This window comes from Oceaniovalibus sp. ACAM 378, from assembly GCF_008085915.1.
In the GTDB taxonomy this organism is placed as follows: Bacteria; Pseudomonadota; Alphaproteobacteria; order Rhodobacterales; family Rhodobacteraceae; genus Oceaniglobus.
The window spans coordinates 358,822-374,864 of sequence record NZ_VSJK01000003.1 but is presented as its reverse complement, the minus strand read 5'-3'; the positions used below and the strand labels follow the sequence as shown (position 1 = coordinate 374,864).

Annotated in this window: 17 protein-coding genes; 7 read left to right on the top strand and 10 right to left on the bottom strand. The window is 63.5% G+C overall.

Annotated features, from left to right (window positions below; genetic code table 11):
* Positions 1 to 64: 64 nt before the first annotated feature.
* From truA to FQ320_RS05820, 3 genes are all read left to right on the top strand, one after another.
* On the top strand, positions 65 to 874 hold the full coding sequence (gene truA / locus FQ320_RS05830; protein WP_148470644.1) for a tRNA pseudouridine(38-40) synthase TruA: 810 nt from the start codon (positions 65 to 67) through the stop codon (positions 872 to 874).
* Positions 875 to 1,003: 129 nt separating this feature from the next.
* Positions 1,004 to 1,315 carry a hypothetical protein gene (locus FQ320_RS05825; RefSeq protein ID WP_148470643.1) on the top strand — a complete coding sequence of 104 codons (312 nt, stop codon included), beginning with the start codon at positions 1,004 to 1,006 and terminating at the stop codon, positions 1,313 to 1,315.
* 203 nt (positions 1,316 to 1,518) lie between these two features.
* The gene (locus FQ320_RS05820) at positions 1,519 to 2,490 is read left to right on the top strand and encodes a DMT family transporter (RefSeq protein WP_370513022.1); all 972 of its coding nucleotides are present in this window, start codon (positions 1,519 to 1,521) and stop codon (positions 2,488 to 2,490) included.
* A 157-nt stretch (positions 2,491 to 2,647) separates the two neighbouring features.
* Here FQ320_RS05820 and rpmB read toward each other — a convergent pair whose 3' ends face one another.
* Both rpmB and meaB read right to left on the bottom strand, forming a co-directional pair.
* The gene (gene rpmB / locus FQ320_RS05815; protein WP_148470641.1) at positions 2,648 to 2,935 is read right to left on the bottom strand and encodes a 50S ribosomal protein L28; all 288 of its coding nucleotides are present in this window, start codon (positions 2,933 to 2,935) and stop codon (positions 2,648 to 2,650) included.
* 101 nt (positions 2,936 to 3,036) lie between these two features.
* Positions 3,037 to 4,086, bottom strand: coding sequence for a methylmalonyl Co-A mutase-associated GTPase MeaB (gene meaB / locus FQ320_RS05810; RefSeq protein ID WP_148470640.1), 1,050 nt, complete (start codon positions 4,084 to 4,086; stop codon positions 3,037 to 3,039).
* Between the two features lie 79 nt (positions 4,087 to 4,165).
* Here meaB and hrpB point away from each other — a divergent pair, with 79 nt between their 5' ends.
* Both hrpB and FQ320_RS05800 read left to right on the top strand, forming a co-directional pair.
* Complete coding sequence (gene hrpB / locus FQ320_RS05805) at positions 4,166 to 6,598, top strand: ATP-dependent helicase HrpB (RefSeq protein WP_148470639.1); 2,433 nt, start codon at positions 4,166 to 4,168, stop codon at positions 6,596 to 6,598.
* A gap of 70 nt (positions 6,599 to 6,668) precedes the next feature.
* A complete protein-coding gene (locus tag FQ320_RS05800) occupies positions 6,669 to 6,896 on the top strand; it encodes a hypothetical protein (RefSeq protein WP_148470638.1) in 228 nt (75 codons plus the stop codon).
* Positions 6,897 to 6,995: 99 nt separating this feature from the next.
* Here the strand turns inward: FQ320_RS05800 and argF are convergent, their stop codons facing one another.
* Positions 6,996 to 7,922, bottom strand: coding sequence for an ornithine carbamoyltransferase (gene argF / locus FQ320_RS05795; protein ID WP_148470637.1), 927 nt, complete (start codon positions 7,920 to 7,922; stop codon positions 6,996 to 6,998).
* 82 nt (positions 7,923 to 8,004) lie between these two features.
* Positions 8,005 to 9,192 (bottom strand): aspartate aminotransferase family protein, encoded by a 1,188-nt coding sequence (locus tag FQ320_RS05790; protein WP_148470636.1) that lies wholly within the window; start codon positions 9,190 to 9,192, stop codon positions 8,005 to 8,007.
* Between the two features lie 269 nt (positions 9,193 to 9,461).
* Here FQ320_RS05790 and FQ320_RS05785 point away from each other — a divergent pair, with 269 nt between their 5' ends.
* Positions 9,462 to 10,367, top strand: coding sequence for a DMT family transporter (locus FQ320_RS05785; protein ID WP_148470721.1), 906 nt, complete (start codon positions 9,462 to 9,464; stop codon positions 10,365 to 10,367).
* 160 nt (positions 10,368 to 10,527) lie between these two features.
* Complete coding sequence (locus FQ320_RS05780; RefSeq protein WP_148470635.1) at positions 10,528 to 11,175, top strand: GcrA family cell cycle regulator; 648 nt, start codon at positions 10,528 to 10,530, stop codon at positions 11,173 to 11,175.
* Between the two features lie 42 nt (positions 11,176 to 11,217).
* On the opposite strand, the gene FQ320_RS05775 is transcribed toward FQ320_RS05780, so the two are convergent.
* Genes FQ320_RS05775 through FQ320_RS05750 form a run of 6 tightly spaced genes read right to left on the bottom strand, consistent with a single transcriptional unit; the run spans position 11,218 to position 16,043 of the window.
* Positions 11,218 to 12,165 (bottom strand): lysophospholipid acyltransferase family protein, encoded by a 948-nt coding sequence (locus FQ320_RS05775; protein WP_222861573.1) that lies wholly within the window; start codon positions 12,163 to 12,165, stop codon positions 11,218 to 11,220.
* A gap of 39 nt (positions 12,166 to 12,204) precedes the next feature.
* Complete coding sequence (locus tag FQ320_RS05770; protein WP_148470634.1) at positions 12,205 to 12,483, bottom strand: HPr family phosphocarrier protein; 279 nt, start codon at positions 12,481 to 12,483, stop codon at positions 12,205 to 12,207.
* Positions 12,480 to 12,881, bottom strand: coding sequence for a PTS sugar transporter subunit IIA (locus tag FQ320_RS05765; protein ID WP_148470633.1), 402 nt, complete (start codon positions 12,879 to 12,881; stop codon positions 12,480 to 12,482). Before FQ320_RS05765 ends, FQ320_RS05770 begins: the two co-directional genes overlap by 4 nt.
* A 40-nt stretch (positions 12,882 to 12,921) precedes the next feature.
* A complete protein-coding gene (gene rapZ, locus FQ320_RS05760) occupies positions 12,922 to 13,839 on the bottom strand; it encodes an RNase adapter RapZ (RefSeq protein WP_255509384.1) in 918 nt (305 codons plus the stop codon).
* Between the two features lie 20 nt (positions 13,840 to 13,859).
* The gene (locus tag FQ320_RS05755; protein ID WP_148470632.1) at positions 13,860 to 14,306 is read right to left on the bottom strand and encodes an HPr kinase/phosphorylase; all 447 of its coding nucleotides are present in this window, start codon (positions 14,304 to 14,306) and stop codon (positions 13,860 to 13,862) included.
* A 6-nt stretch (positions 14,307 to 14,312) separates the two neighbouring features.
* Positions 14,313 to 16,043, bottom strand: a complete 1,731-nt coding sequence (locus FQ320_RS05750) for a sensor histidine kinase (RefSeq protein WP_148470631.1) — start codon at positions 16,041 to 16,043, stop codon at positions 14,313 to 14,315.

Genomic DNA, 16,043 nt, shown 5'->3' with positions numbered 1-16,043 from the left:
CGGCCGCTTCCAGTGCAGACGCGGCAGAATTGCCAAGCCCTCCGGCACAGGCTAAAGGCGCACCATGCCTCGCTTTGCCCTGAAAATCGAATATAACGGCGCGCCGTTTTCTGGCTGGCAACGGCAGATCGGCCTGTCGACCGTGCAAGGGTCTATCGAATCGGCGCTCAGACGGCTTGAACCGGGCGCCCCCGGCATTGCCGCCGCCGGGCGCACGGATGCCGGGGTGCATGCCACCGGACAGGTGGCGCATTGCGATCTGGCACGGGACTGGCCGCCCTTTCGTCTGGCCGAGGCGTTGAATTATCACCTGAAACCCGCACCGGTGGCGATCACTGCTGTGGTGCGGGTGGCCGATAACTGGCACGCGCGATTCTCGGCGCTTGGGCGGCGCTATACGTTCCGCTTGATTGCCCGCCGCGCGCCCATTGTGCACGATCTCGGGCTGGCCTGGCAGGTGCGCGCGCCACTGTCGCTGTCGGCGATGCAGGCGGGCGCGGTGCATCTGATCGGCCATCACGATTTCACCACTTTCCGCGCCACCATGTGCCAATCGGCATCGCCGCTTAAGACACTGGACCGGCTTGAGATTTCTGAAACCACATATCTGGGCGGGCAGGCGTTCACCTTTGAACTGGCCGCGCGCAGTTTCCTGCACAATCAGGTGCGCAGCATTGTCGGAACGCTGGAACGGGTCGGCGCCGGGGCATGGGCACCGGGCGATGTGGCCACCGCGCTTGCCGCCTGTGATCGCACGGCCTGTGGCCCTGTGTCGCCGCCCCAGGGGCTGTATCTGACCGGTGTCGACTATCCCAGAGCGGTCTTTGACGGGCCCACAGCGATCCTTGACGGGGACACTGCGCCAGAGTCTTGATCTGTGGTTTGCCAGACGGGCCGACCGAATCCTTGCCGAAACCAAAGAAAAGTGCCACCCTGCAGCAATGAGCAGCAGGCCGACTTCACCGTAAACATGCGGGTACCGGCACAAAAAGAGGCATAAGGCATGAAAATCATTCTCACCGTCGCGGCTCTCGCCGTGGGCGCAGCCGTTTTCACACCGGCTCCGGCCATGGCCGGGACGATCGAACGCGCTTGCCTGAAATCCGACCGCAAGGCAGCCAACCGTTCCACCTGTGGCTGTATTCAACAGGTGGCCGATCTGGTTCTGGACCGGCGCGATCAAAGACTTGCCGCAAAATTCTTCAAGGATCCGCACAAGGCACAAGAGATTCGCGTCTCCAAGTCCGACCGCGACAATCAATTCTGGAAGAAATACCACCAGTTCGGCACCACCGCCGAGGCGTATTGCTCCTGATCGCGCAGCCGATACTGCCATCACCACGGGATGCAGGTTAAGCCAGCTTTCGCGCTCCGCCTGACGGGGCGCGGTCCGTTTCTCCAAACGTATTGTCGGGGCCGCAAGTTTCACGCGACCCCTGACGCCGATTGATCCGCCTCTTTTCGCACAGCGCTTTACCGCCGTGCCCGATCATTTGACACTTCCGCTCCGCTGGCGTCTTGTGGCACGGCCTTTCCCCTTCGCGTTTCCGGAGCTTTCCCATAACGATCACCTCTGTCACTGCGGCGCCCTCCGGCACCGTTCAGCGCCCCGTAAACAATGCACGCGGCCTGCTTTTTATGGCAGCGGGAATGTTTCTGTTCTCCGCCGTCGATACACAGGCAAAATTCCTGACCGCGACCCTGCACCCGATCCAGATCGTCTGGTTCCGGCAGTTGGGTCTGCTGATCGGCGTGGCGGTTCTGCTTGGCTTGCGCGGGCCGCAAGTGCTGGTCACCGCACACCCCAAAATGCAGATCATGCGCGGATTGATGGCGGCGGGATCGGCCACATTGTTCGTGATCGCAGTCAGTTATGTTCCGCTCGCCGATGCCATTGCCGTCAGTTTTGTAGCGCCGTTCTTTGTGACGATCATGGGTGCGCTGTTTTTGAAGGAGCCGGTGGGGAAATACCGCTGGGGTGCCGTGATCGTCGGGTTTATCGGCACGTTGATCGTGATCCGCCCCGGATCGGGGGCAATTCACCCCGCTGTGCTGCTGGTGTTGGTCGCCGCCGGTCTGTTCGCGTTGCGTCAGGTGGTGTCGCGCATGCTGGCGGCCGGTGACCGCACCGAAACAACTCTGGTCTATACCGGGTTGGTGGGCAGTTTCGCCCTGACCCTGCCCCTGCCCTTTGTCTGGATCTGGCCCAGCGGCGGTACGCAGATCGCCCTTCTGATCGGGCTTGCCTTGCTGGCCGCGGTGGCCGAGGTGCTGGTGATCAAGGCGCTTGAGATCGGGCAGTCGGTCGTTCTTGCGCCGATGCAATATTCCTTGATGATCTGGGGCACGTTCTATGGATTTGTGGTGTTTGGGCAGGTGCCTGACGGATGGACCTGGGTCGGCGCATCGTTGATCATGGCAACCGGGCTGTTCGTGCTGTTCCGTGAGCGCCGCGCAAGGCGGCGTGCGGTTGCGGCCAACGTTGACTGATCCCGCCCGTGTGAACTGATCCCGCCCCTGTGAATCAAGTCAGAAGCTGGAGATCGCACTGAAATCGATGTGGGGCAAAAACGCCCGCCAATCAATCATCCGAAAACGCAAATGGCCCCGCCAACGGGCGAGACCATTCAACTTGAAACAGCAAGGATCAGGCGGCTGCCAGAGCCTTGGCGATTTCTTTCTTGATCTTCAGCGCGCCCGCCGACAGTTCAATGTCTTTCGCCTTTGCCATATACGCATCCAGCCCGCCACGGTGATCGACCGTCCGCAGTGCGGCAGCCGAGATCTTCAGGCTGAATGTACGGCCCAGCGCCTCGGACATCAGCGAAACCTCGTTCAGGTTCGGCAGAAACCGGCGGCGGGTTCTGTTTTTGGCATGGCTGACATTGTTGCCAGACATCGGGCCTTTTCCGGTCAGTTCGCAACGTCGCGACATGGGTCTAATCCTCGATCTGCGGTCACGACGCGCGAGAACCGGCGTCAGACACTTCCACACGGGCATGACCGGGGCCATGCCGTAAATTTCGTCCCGTGCTCTTACGTCCGGGGCGCGCGGGCGTCAAGCGATTCATCCGGCTTCGTCGCACGTCCGAACAACAACGAGAGCACTTCCTCGGCCGCCGCCGCCGGGGGGCGTTCGCCCGCCGCCACCGCATCGCCCAGCCGCGCCATGGCCGTGCGCGCGTCCGGATCGCCCGCCAACCGGGCCAGCAACCCCTGCCTCACCTCGGTTTCGAACCAGTGCCGCGCCTGATCGCGCCGCCGCGCGTCCCAATGCCCCTGCGTGCGCCGCCAATCGGCCAGCGCTTGCATCTTCTCCCATGCTGTCTCCAGCCCGTCTCCGGTCACCGCCGACACCGTCATGGCCAGAGGATACCCCTTGGGGTCATAGCTGCGCCGGCGCAGCAGCCGCAATGCCCCGGCATAATCGGCACAGGTGCGCATCGCCACCGCCGCCAGATCGCCATCGGCCTTGTTGATCAGAATCATATCGGCGATTTCCATGATGCCACGTTTGACCCCCTGCAATTCGTCGCCCCCCGCAGGCGCAAGCAGCAGAATGAACAGGTCGGTCATATCGGCCACCATGGTTTCCGACTGGCCTACACCCACGGTTTCAACCAGAACCACGTCGAATCCTGCCGCCTCGCACAGGGTGATCGCCTCGCGCGTGCGGCGCGCGACACCGCCAAGTTCGCTCTGGCTGGGGCTGGGGCGGATAAAGGCATTGGGATGCCGGGCCAGCCGGTCCATCCGGGTCTTGTCACCCAGAATCGAACCGCCCGACCGGACCGAGCTTGGGTCGACCGCCAGAACCGCAACCCTGAGCCCCGAATCGCACAGCGCCATGCCAAAGGTTTCGATGAATGTCGACTTGCCCACCCCCGGTGTGCCCGACAGCCCGATCCGCAGCGCCTGTCCTCGGGTTTGATCCCCCGCCTGCGCCCGGGCTTGCGCAAGATCATCCAGCAGCGCCACGGCCCGTACCCGATGGTCCGACCGGCGGCTTTCGATCAGCGTGATCGCCCGCGCCAGCGCCCGACGCTCGCCCGCGATGATCCCCGGTGCCAAGTCCTGTGTCTTCATGCCCTTGGTTTGCCCTTGGCAGCAGCGGCTGTCCAGTGCGCACTGGCATCATGTCCCACCTTGCGCGATAACCCCCGCCATGACCCCTCGCCCGTCCATAAGCCTGCCGATCGACGACGCCCTGCCGGCGCTGATCTCTGCTTTGCGCGATAAAGGTCAGGCCGTGTTGCAGGCACCGCCGGGAGCGGGCAAAACGACGCGCGTGCCGCTGGCGATGCTTGACGCGCTGGAATTGCCCGGGCGTATCCTGATGCTTGAACCGCGCCGTCTGGCCACCCGCGCCGCCGCCGAGCGTATGGCCGAAACGCTGGGCGAACCTGTGGGCCAGACCGCCGGATATCGCATGCGGGGCGACACTCAGGTGTCAAAATCCACCCGGATCGAAGTGGTGACCGAAGGCATCCTGACCCGCATGCTCCACACAGCACCGGACCTGCCGGGAATTTCGGCGGTGATCTTCGACGAATTCCACGAACGTTCGCTGAACGCCGATCTGGGCCTTGCCCTGTGTCTTGAGGTGCGCGACGCGCTGCGCGATGACCTGATGCTTTTGGTGATGTCGGCAACGCTGGACGCCGGACCGGTGGCCGATCTGATGGGCGCACCGGTGATCACCTCTGAAGGCCGGTCGTTTCCCGTCGAAACCCGCTGGCTCGACCGCCCGCGCCCCAAGGGTCAGTGGTTCGAGACGGCGATGGCCGACCTGATCCTGCGGGCCTTGGGCGAAACCACCGGCGGAGTATTGGCCTTTTTGCCCGGCGAGGGCGAAATCCGCCGGACCATGGCCGCACTGGCCGCCCATCTGCCTGCCGATGTCGCGCTGCACCCACTCTACGGTGCACTGCCCTTTGCGGCGCAGCGGGCAGCAATCGCTCCGGCGGCATCGGGGCGCAAGGTGGTGCTGGCAACCGCCATCGCCGAAACCTCGCTGACCATTCAGGATGTGCGCGTCGTGGTCGATGGCGGGCGGTCGCGTCGCGCGCGGTTCGACCCCGGCTCGGGCATGTCACGGCTGATTACAGAACGCGTCACCCGGGCCGAAGCGACGCAGCGCAGCGGGCGTGCGGGCCGCGTCGCGCCCGGTGTCTGCTATCGTCTGTGGACACGGGGCGAAGACGGCGCGCTTGCCGCATTTCCCCCGGCAGAAATCGAGGCGGCGGATCTGGCCCCCCTCGCGCTGGAACTGGCACTCTGGGGGGCCCGCGATCCCGCCGCCCTGCCCTTTCTGACCGCGCCGCCTCAGGCAGCCTTTGACGAGGCGCAGACCCTGCTGGCGTCGCTTGGCGCCCTGAAGGGCGAGCGGATCACCGATCACGGGCGGGCGCTTGCCGCAATGCCGCTGCACCCGCGACTGGCGCATATGTTGCGGCTCTCGGGGCCCACCGCCGCGCCCTTGGCCGCGTTGCTGGCCGAGCGTGATCCCCTGCGCGGCGCGCCGGCCGACCTGTCGCTGCGCCTTGCCGCACTGAAGGGGCGCGATCCGGCAGCCGACCGCGCAACGCTGGAACGCATTCGGACAGAGACGAAACGCCTGACCCCGATGGCCGGGCCCGCAACCGAATTATCGCCCGCGCAGATGGCCGCGCTTGCCTTTCCTGACCGCATCGCCCTGCGCCGCAAGGGCGATGCGCCCCGCTTCGTGCTGTCGGGCGGCAAGGGTGCTGTGCTGGCCGATGACGACCCGCTGGCAGGCGCGCGCCTGCTCGTGGTCACCGACACCGACGGCAACCCGCGCGAGGCGAAAATCAGGCAGGCCGTCGCGATATCCGAATCCGAATTACGGTCGATCCACGGCGCCGGTTTTACCTGGCAGAATGTCTGTGACTGGGACCGGCGGACGCGCCGGGTGGTGGCGCGGCAACAGGAACGGTTCGGGGCACTGGTGCTGGATGACCGCACCTGGCCCGACGCCCCGCCCGAGCGTGTGGCCGCAGCGATGTGCAATGGGGTGCGCGACCTTGGGCTGACGTTCTCGCCCGCCGCCGACCGGTTGCGCGCCCGCGTGGCGCTGGCCCGTGGCGAACGCGGTGACCTGCCCGACCTGTCAGAAACCGCACTTCTCGCAACGCTGGACGACTGGCTTTTGCCCCATCTGGCGGGTGTCCGCAGCGCGGCGGATTGGAAGGCGTTTGATCTTTTGCCCGCGCTGAAGGCGATTCATACATGGGACCAGATGCAGGCCATCGACCGGATCGCCCCACCCCATCTTGTCACGCCGCTGGGCAACCGGGTTCCCATAGACTATGGCGGGGAAGCGCCGGAAATAACCGTGCGCCTGCAAGAAATGTTCGGCATCACAACCCACCCCACTGTCGCGGGTCGCGCCCTGCGCATCACGCTGCTGTCGCCCGCCCGCCGCCCGGTGCAGACGACGATGGACCTGCCGGGGTTCTGGGCAAGTTCCTACGGCGATGTCAGAAAGGATATGCGCGCCCAATACCCGCGCCACCCCTGGCCCGAAGACCCCACAACAGCAGAACCCACCCTGCGCGCAAAACCGCGCGGAACATAAAAACCTGCGCGCGAAACCGCGCGGCACATAACCCTGCGCGCGAAACTGCGCAGAACACAAAGGATGCGACATGCAACTTCTCGAAGATCTGGCAGACGAACTCGCAGTTGAGGCGCTGGCCGCCGCCAATTCAAGCGGCGACGAAAAGATCGTCGACCAGGTCGGCGAAGTTCTGGGCGCATCGTCCCAGACTCTGCAAGAGGCTTATCTGACTGCCGTGCGCGTGCGCCGCGCTGAAACCCGTGCCCGCGCCCTGCTGGCACCGTTCCAAGTCGCCGCGAATAAAGAAAACAGATGAGTATTTGGACAAAGAAGAAGCCGGCCCTGTGCTCACCCGGGTTTCTCTTTTGCAAAAATACTCATACTGCACCGGGCCTCCTGCGCGACGGCTGGGGGATTACACCCCGAGACACCAGCGCATGATCGCCTTTTGCGCGTGCAGGCGGTTCTCGGCTTCATCGAAGATCACCGAATTCGGCCCGTCCATCACTGCGCTTGTCACCTCATCGTCACGGTGGGCGGGCAGGCAATGCATGAAGAGCGCGTCGGGTTTGGCGCGGGCCATAAGGGCCTCGTTCACCTGATAGGCGCGCAGCTGGTTGTGGCGCCGTTCGCGGGCCGAGGCCGGATCGTGCATCGAAACCCATGTGTCGGTGACCACCAGATCCGCACCCTCGACCGCTTTGGCGGGATCACGCTCGATCGTGACGTTCACGCCTCTGGACCGCGCTTCGTCCAGAGAACCCGGTTCTGGGTCGAGTGTGGGCGGGCCCGTGAAGGTCAGGTCGAACCCGAACTGACCGGCGGCATGGGCGAATGAGTTGAAAACGTTGTTGCCGTCGCCCGACCAGACCACCTTGCGCCCTTTGATCGGCCCCGAGTGTTCCTCGAACGTCATTATATCGGCCATGATCTGACAGGGGTGCGACCGGTTGGTCAGCCCGTTGATCACCGGCACAGTGGCGTGTTCGGCCATTTCAACCAAGGTCTGTTCTTCGAATGTCCGGATCATGATCAGATCGACATAGCGCGACAGGACCCGCGCCGTATCGGCGATGGTTTCGCCGTGCCCCAACTGCATGTCGGCCCCCGACAGCACCAAGGTCTGCCCACCCAGCTGGCGCACGCCGACGTCAAAGCTGACCCGAGTGCGGGTGCTGGGCTTTTCAAAGATCAGCGCGACCATGTGGTTGGCCAAGGGTTGTTCCGCGTCAGGGGTGCCCTTTGGCTGTCCCTTGCGGGCGGATTTCATCGCCAGAGCATTGTCGATGATACTGCGCAGGGCTTCGGGCGGGGTCGTGTTGATATCAAGAAAATCGGTCATGTATTGTCTCCTGGACGGAAGCGCCGGGGGCTGTCTGCCTCCCGGTCCCCCCCGAGGATTTCAAGGAATACTGAAAACGGCGTCAGTCGGCGTGGGAGCCTGCCTGAACGCGGGCGGCAGCACGGTCGAGGCGGGTCAGGGCTTCGGCAATATCACCTTCGGTCAGGTTCAACGGCGGCAACAGCCGGACCACATTGTCGGCGGCAGGCACGGTCAAGACATGTTCCGCATAGCCCGCCTCGACCACATCAGTGTTCGGCGCATTGCATTTCAGCCCCAGCATCAGGCCTTCGCCACGCACCGCGCCGAATACGCCGGGATGCGCGGCCACCAGCCCTTCCAGGCCCTGACGCAGCTTGGCCGCCTTGCGCAACACCTCGGGGAGGAAGTCGGGGGCGGTGACGATTTCCATCACCCGCGCACCCACGGCACAGGCCAGCGGGTTGCCGCCATAGGTCGATCCGTGGGTGCCGGCGGTCATGCCGCTGGCCGCGTCTGCGGTCGCCAGCACCGCGCCCAGAGGAAAGCCGCCGCCGATGCCCTTGGCCACCATCATGATGTCCGGCGTCACGCCCGCCCATTCATGAGCAAACAAACGGCCTGTGCGGCCCATGCCACATTGCACCTCATCGAGGATCAGCAGCGTTCCGTGATAATTGCAGCGGTCTCGCAACCCCTTCAGACATTGATCGGGCAGCGAGCGGATACCGCCTTCGCCCTGAATTGGTTCGATCAGGATCGCCGCCGTATTTTCGTCGATGGCATTGCTCAGAGCTTCGTGATCGCCATAGGGCAGATGAACAAAGCCGGGCAACAGCGGGCCAAACCCCTTAACCATCTTTTCCGACCCCGCCGCGGCGATCCCGGCGGAAGAACGTCCGTGAAACGACCCCGAAAAGGTGATGATGTCGGTGCGATCCGGCTCGCCTTTGTCGTACCAGTATTTGCGCGCCATCTTGACGGCCAGCTCGCAGGACTCTGTGCCCGAGTTGGTGAAAAAACAGGTGTCGGCGAAGGTATGTTCGACCAGCAGATCGGCCAGTTTGCGCTGTGCGGGAATCTCATACAGGTTGCTGACATGCCACAGCGCGTTCGCCTGTTCGGTCAGCGCCGCCACCAGATCGGGGTTCGCGTGGCCAAGCGCATTCACCGCGATCCCCGCCCCCATATCGAGGTATCGTTCGCCCCCCGCCTCGGTCAGCCAAGCGCCTTCGCCTTTGACAAACGAAAGCGGAGCCCGGTTATAGGTCGGCAGAATGCTGGAGATCATCGGTTAAGTCCCTGAACAGATAAGCCCGAAAGGTTGGCCAAATGGCCGGGGCTGTCAACGGATATGGCGGAGGATTTGGCAGAAAATCGGCAACGCAGGCGGCAAAGGCATTTTGGCCCGCTGCTGGCAGGAAAAGCTCAGGATCGACGTCGCGACCAATGGATTTCAGCGTTGCTCATGCCGCAGCGTTACCCGGTGTGGCGCAAAAAGAAAAGCGCTTTCAACGCGCCGTGCTTGCATCCGCCCCGGTTCCGTCGCACCAGCCGGGCATGCAAAACCACGCTCCCAATCCGCCCCTTGCCGTGCTGCTGATGCTGCTGGCCACCGCTTTCATCGCGGCCACGACTGTATTGGCCAAGGCGATCGGCACCGGAGGGCTGGGCGAACCGCTGCATCCCGTGCAAATCTCCCACGGGCGGTTCCTGTTCGCGTTTCTCGGTTTTGTCATGCTGGCCGCCGTTTTGCGTCCGAAGATCAAATCGCCTGACCTGCCGTTGCATGCCGCACGATCACTTTTCGGATGGGGAGGCATTACGCTGATGTTTGCGGCGGTTGCCTTCATTCCCCTGTCCGATGCGACCGCGATCAGTTTCCTTAATCCGGTTTTTGCGATGATGCTGGCCATCCCGCTGTTGCAAGAACGGGTCGGTCCGATCCGCTGGACCGCGGCGGGAATTGCATTGGCCGGAGCTTTGATTTTGCTGCGGCCCGGCGCGGGCGTCATTCAGCCGGGCGCGCTGCTGGCTCTGGCGGCTGCGGTGGTTCTGGGATTCGAGATCATCTGCATCAAACGGCTTACCGGTCGCGAGCCGCCGTTGCAGATCCTTCTGATCAATAACACGATGGGCGTCGTCATTGCGTCTGTCGCGGTGATCTGGGTCTGGGCGCCACCGACGGCAGCGCAATGGATCGCACTGGCCGCGATCGGAATACTGATGGCCTGTGCACAAACGCTGTTCATCCACGCCATGGCCCGGGCCGAGGCCAGTTTCGTGGCGCCATTCAGTTTTGCCACACTGCTGTTTGCCACGCTCTATGATTTCGCGGTGTTCGATGTGGTCCCCGATTCCGTGTCCTGGGTCGGGGCGGGGGTGATCGTGGCGGGCGGTGTATTGCTGGCCTTGCGTGACGGCCGGCGCAAACCTGCCCAGCGGGTCACGACCGCGCGCCTGTGATAAATGTGGCGGAAAAACTGCGTGACGCAGGGCAACTCGCAGGTTTCGGGCCTTGGTTTCACACCGGTCCTTGAATCCCCCGCGCTGGTGATTAGAATAGAGTATCCGCAGCGGGGTGCGTCAGGCACGCCCGTTTTTTGCCATTCCTGTAGGAGCCGCCATGTCCTGGACCGATGAACGCGTCGAGTTGCTGAAAAAGATGTGGACGGATGGCCAGTCTGCAAGCCAGATCGCCAAAGAGTTGGGCGGCGTGACGCGCAACGCCGTTATCGGCAAGGTACACCGTCTGGGCCTTTCCAACCGGGCGGGTGCCGCTCCGGCCAAGGCCGAGCCGCAAGCGACGCCAGCCGCGCCGCCGTTGCCTCCGGTGACAGCCGCCCCATCCACGCCCAAACCGGATACCGAACCGACGCCCGCATCAAGTGCTGTGCAAGCGCCGGAACCCGCCGCAAAACCAACCCCCGAACCGGCCACCACCGCCGCCCGCGAACCGGCACCGGTCCCGTCGACCAGTGTCACGCCGATGCGCAAGGCAATCATTCCCGCCGGACAACCTCTGCCGCCACAACCCAGCGCCAATGAGATTTCTCCCGAAGCCCTGGCCAGCGTGCGCGAAGTCGAAAAGACCAGCAAGAGGATCAGCCTGATGGAACTCACCGAACGGACCTGCAAATGGCCCATCGGCGATCCCGCCACCGATGATTTCTGGTTCTGCGGTCTGTCGACCCAGACAGGCAAACCCTATTGCGAGGCGCATGTGGGCGTTGCGTTCCAACCGATGAGCTCGCGCCGCGACCGTCGCCGTTAAAAGGCCGGGCCCGGGGTTGCTGATCTTGTCGGCACCCCGCGCCTATCGATCCCTGAGCGCCAACGTCCGTTCGCGCAGCCACGCCATGAAACCGCGCGTATTCCCGTCCCACTGCGAAAGCTCTGCCTGCGGGATCGGATGACCGACGCGGGGTGACTGGGGCTTGTTCAGCGCATGAACCACCTCGTGCAGCAACAGACCTTGCCGCAGGGTGGCGGAAATCCGGTTCGCCACCTGATACCAGCGTGAATTCTGCCCCGGAAAGAAGATCGGCACCACCGTGGCCCCGGACCGCAGGATCATCTTGGCGGTAAACGGGTTCCATTCGGCCTCGATTGCGGGGCCGGACAGTGTCTCGGACGAAGCCACCACGCCCGATGGAAACAGCACGATCACCCCGCCTACCGCCAGATGATCCATCGCCCGCTTTCGCATGGCTATGTTCTGCTGCAACGCGTTGGATTCATGCGGAAACGGCACCGGGATCATGAACTGCTCGATCTCGCCCACACCGGTCAGCAGTGACCGGGTGAGGATTTTATAATCTGTCCGGACACGCCCCACGAGTTCGGCCAGAACCATGCCATCGACCAATCCATGTGGATGGTTCGCGGTGATCACCAAGGGACCGGTGGCGGGGATGCGGGCGATTTCGTCGAGTGGGGTCGTCAGTTCGATCCCCATGACCGAAAGCGCCTGAGCCCAGAATCCCTGCCCAAAGGGTACGCCCATGGATTCGAACCGGCGGATCAGGCGCAACAGCCTTAACCGGCCGGTGACCATTTCCATCACCTGAATGAACCGCTGCGCGCGGGGGTTGGTAAACGTCTGCGCATAGGACAGACGCCGCCCGTCATAGGGTCGATCAGCCAGATTGCCGCCATCGCCCTGCCCGGCGGTCAGCGGGCGCGTCGGATCGCCGTCGCTGTCGGGAGGGCCGTCGGGGGCGGTCCTGTCATCGATATCGGAAATGACCACATCCTGTCTCATGCCACCACCCGGGCTGCGCGGTCCAAGGGAAATCCCAGGCTACATGTCCTCGCCAAACCGGTCGGCGACCAGAGACTCGATGGCGTCGGCCAGCCTGTCGGCCTCGGGGCCGCTGGTCTGCACCTCGATAAAGGTTCCGCGCGAAGCTGCCAACATCAAAAGCCCCATGATGCTGTCGCCGGCGGCGCTCAGACCATCCCGGGACACCGCTGCGCGCGCATCGTGCTGTTCGACGACTTCGACCAACCGGGCCGAGGCGCGGGCATGAAGCCCCTTTTCGTTCACGATCTGCAATTTACGGGTGACTGTCACACTCAATCCTCGTCCTCTCCGGGAACCTCGAAGGCATCAATATACTTGCGCCCGGCGGTCAGCGCCAGTCGCACGGCATCAGGCACGGGCATGTGTCGGGACTTTGTCAGTTTGATCAGCAAGGGCAGGTTGGTGCCAAAGACGATCTGGCGGTTTGCAGGGCGACAGGCGCGCAAAGACAGGTTCGACGGGCTGCCGCCGAACATGTCGGTGACCACAATAACCCCGTGGCCCACATCGACCGCATCCGCCGAAACGCAAATTTCGGCCTCTTTTACGCGACGATCATCATCCGGGCCGATCGAAATCGCGATCATGCCGACCTGCTTTCCAACCACATGTTCGACCGCCGCAAGAAATTCGCGCGCCAGGCCTCCATGTGCCACGATGACGATACCGATCACACAAAACCACCCCGTCTTCCATCCCCTTGCCGCCCGGCAGTCACAGATGCCTGCCCCCTGCCCCCAATGCCGCACGCCGCTCCATTTCGCGATGCCGAGTTGACACGCGCCAGCCGGCATCCGCAAGGGCGTTGGCCATCGCCCCGGCCATTGCGACCGAACGGTGTTGCCCACCGGTACAGCCGAACGCGATGGCAAGGTGCGTCTTGCCCTCTTCTGCGAAGCCGGGCAGCAGCGTCAACAGCAGGTCGCGGGTCTGTGCAAAGATCAAGTCATAGCGCGGATCGGCCCGGACATAGTCCAACACCGCAGGATCGGTTCCGTCCAGCGGCCGCAGATCCGCCTGCCAATACGGATTTTGCAGTAGCCGCACGTCGAACACCATATCGACACCCCGCGGCAGGCCGCGCTTGTATGAAAACGATTGCACCGACACGGCCAGCCCTGTGCCCCCCGCACCATTGAACCACTGGTCCAGTTCCGCGCGCAGATCGTGGGGTGACAGTTCCGAGGTATCGATCAGGATGTCTGATCGGGCCCGGATCGGGGCCAACAGATCCATTTCACGCGCGATTCCCACTTCCGGCGTTTCGGCGGGGGCCAGAGGATGCCGGCGGCGGGTTTCGGAAAAGCGCCGCTGAAGCACCTCGGGTGAGGCGTCAAGATACAGCACATCAACCTTCAACCCCGGCAACTGCCCCAACTGTTCGATCACGTCGATCAGTCCAAGGGTGGAGAAATCGCGGTTGCGCGCATCCAGTCCCAGCGCCAGCGGGCGGGCGAAAGGTGCTCCGTCGAGCAGGCGCGGCAACAACGAAAGTGGCAGGTTGTCGATCGCCTCGTACCCCATATCCTCAAGCACATTGATCGCGGTGGACCGCCCCGCGCCCGACGGCCCGGTGACCAGAACAAGGCGGGCTCTGGCATCGGGGGGGATCGGCCGCAGAGGGTCGCTCATCGGTTCGGGCATGATTTTGGTCACGGATTTGGGCATGGTATTGGCAGGCTACCGGTTTTCAGCATCAGGAACAACGCAGGGCCAAGATGCCCCCCCACGTCCCCGGCAAACAAGGGCAGAGTGATGGTCAGAATGTCGCAGGTGGCGGGCGGTGGCAGACGTTCGTCAGTCGATCTGTCCATGTCGACCACGGCCAGAACGGGGGCTGCGGGATGAAGAGGGACAGGCAAAAGACCGATGAACCGGGCTTCGATCAATGCGGGTAAGGTTGCTGGCGCGCTGGCGATCAATGCACCTTCCCTCACGCTCAGATGCGTGCGATCATCAGCGATCAATCCGGCACCCAAAGCGATCATATGCAGCGCCAGCGCCGATTTTCCGGACCCCGACGCGCCGCGGATCAACACCGCCCGACCGTTCAGCGCGACGGCGGTGGCGTGGACCGTCGCCGCGCCACACCCGGTCACCGCGGATCAGACCGGCAGGCCGACGACGAAACGCGCGCCCAGCGGGTCGGACGTGATATCGGCATCGGTCGGGCGGATGTTTTCGGCCCAGATCACGCCGCCATGAGCCTCGACGATCTGTTTCGAAATGGCCAGGCCAAGCCCCGAGTTATTGCCAAACTGGCCCTCGGGACGTTCCGAGTAAAACCGGTTGAACACTTTGGTCAGTGCGGATTCCGGGATGCCCGGTCCGGTATCCTCGACCACCACCAGAACCCGGTTTTCCCGCTTGCGCGCCCAGACACGGATGGCATCACCGTCCTCGCAAAACGAAACCGCATTGGTGATCAAGTTAACAAAGACCTGCGCCAGACGGCTTTCCAAGCCGTCAATCACGATCGGGTCGGTTGGCAGATCCGAGATGAACTCGATCCCTTTGGATTTCGCCTCTTGGCCCAGATACTCGGTCAGATTGCCCAGCATGCTCAGCAAATCGAAGCTTTCCTCGTCTTCCTTCACCAGTTCGCTGTCCAGCCGCGAGGCGTTGGAAATATCGCTGACCAACCGGTCCAGCCGGCGCACGTCATGTTCGATCACATCCAGCAGCTTTTCACGGTGTTCCACTTTCGTGACGAAGCGCAGAGATCCGACAGCCGAGCGCAACGACGCCAGCGGATTCTTGATTTCATGGGCGACATCCGCCGCAAACTGTTCATTTGCATCGATCCGGTCGTACAATGCGGCCACCATGCCGCGCAGCGCGCCGGACAGGCGGCCGATTTCGTCGGGCCGGGCCGTCAGATCGGGGATGCGCACGCGGCTGGGTTTCACAGTGCGCGAATTACGGTCGCGCCCGATTTCCGCCGCGGCAGCAAGATCGGACAGTGGATTGGCGATGGTCGAGGCCAAAACCAGACTCAGCCCGATGGAAACCAGGATCGCGATGACGAACATCTGCAAGACCTGTTCGCGTTCGCTTCGCACCAGAGCATCTATTTCACCCGTGGCACTGGTGATCGCGACGACGCCAACCACCTGCCCGCCCCGCACGATGGGGCTGGACACTGCAAACACGGCCGCGCCGTTCTGATCGACGCCCGTGTTCACCTGGGTCGATCCATCCAGAGTGCGCGACACCATGGCACGTGCCTGAGCTTCGGCGGGCTGAGTCGCGGGGCCGTCCTTCTTACCCGCAGCAAATATCGACGACATCCCATTCCACACCGAATTCAGCGCATCGGTAATGGCAGTGCTGCGTTCCACGCTTGAGAACCCCCTGATCGGGCCCGGCGTCGCGCGTTCGGCGCCGATGGTCGAACCGGCAAGCGCGCCTGTGGCGTCGAAGAGGAAAATCTCGTTGTCATTGGCAAAACGCAGCCCGGCCAGAACGGTGGCAGGCGTCACCGCGCCGGACAATGCGCTCAGGTCTGCCGAAGCCTCGTCCGGCAGACGCGACTCGAATACACCGGCGACCAGCCCCGCCTCGGTGACCAGCGCTGCCTCGCGCTGGATGACCAGACTGTCGCGGAACGGATTCAGATACAGAACGCCCGCGACAAGCACCAGAATGGCCAACAGATTGAACGTGATGATCTTGCGCGCCAGCGGCGAGCGGTTGACGGAGATCAGACTGCGGCGCTTGCGACGGTCGCGCAATTCCTGCTCGACCGAGGCATCCGGCCCGGTCCAGTCTTCACCCAGAACGACACCGCGGTGCTTGCCCGCGCCTTTCCTGCCCATCTCGATGCCCGACGCCAT

Excerpts from the sequence above, each read along its gene's own strand:
- FQ320_RS05785 (WP_148470721.1), top strand. The coding sequence starts at position 9,462 with ATGCAAAACCACGCTCCCAATCCGCCCCTTGCCGTGCTGCTGATGCTG.
- FQ320_RS05750 (WP_148470631.1), bottom strand. The coding sequence starts at position 16,043 with ATGGCGTCGGGCATCGAGATGGGCAGGAAAGGCGCGGGCAAGCACCGC.
- argF (WP_148470637.1), bottom strand. The coding sequence starts at position 7,922 with ATGACCGATTTTCTTGATATCAACACGACCCCGCCCGAAGCCCTGCGC.
- FQ320_RS05790 (WP_148470636.1), bottom strand. The coding sequence starts at position 9,192 with ATGATCTCCAGCATTCTGCCGACCTATAACCGGGCTCCGCTTTCGTTT.
- FQ320_RS05780 (WP_148470635.1), top strand. The coding sequence starts at position 10,528 with ATGTCCTGGACCGATGAACGCGTCGAGTTGCTGAAAAAGATGTGGACG.
- FQ320_RS05775 (WP_222861573.1), bottom strand. The coding sequence starts at position 12,165 with ATGAGACAGGATGTGGTCATTTCCGATATCGATGACAGGACCGCCCCC.
- FQ320_RS05825 (WP_148470643.1), top strand. The coding sequence starts at position 1,004 with ATGAAAATCATTCTCACCGTCGCGGCTCTCGCCGTGGGCGCAGCCGTT.
- FQ320_RS05800 (WP_148470638.1), top strand. The coding sequence starts at position 6,669 with ATGCAACTTCTCGAAGATCTGGCAGACGAACTCGCAGTTGAGGCGCTG.
- truA (WP_148470644.1), top strand. The coding sequence starts at position 65 with ATGCCTCGCTTTGCCCTGAAAATCGAATATAACGGCGCGCCGTTTTCT.
- meaB (WP_148470640.1), bottom strand. The coding sequence starts at position 4,086 with ATGAAGACACAGGACTTGGCACCGGGGATCATCGCGGGCGAGCGTCGG.
- hrpB (WP_148470639.1), top strand. The coding sequence starts at position 4,166 with ATGACCCCTCGCCCGTCCATAAGCCTGCCGATCGACGACGCCCTGCCG.
- rapZ (WP_255509384.1), bottom strand. The coding sequence starts at position 13,839 with ATGAGCGACCCTCTGCGGCCGATCCCCCCCGATGCCAGAGCCCGCCTT.
- rpmB (WP_148470641.1), bottom strand. The coding sequence starts at position 2,935 with ATGTCGCGACGTTGCGAACTGACCGGAAAAGGCCCGATGTCTGGCAAC.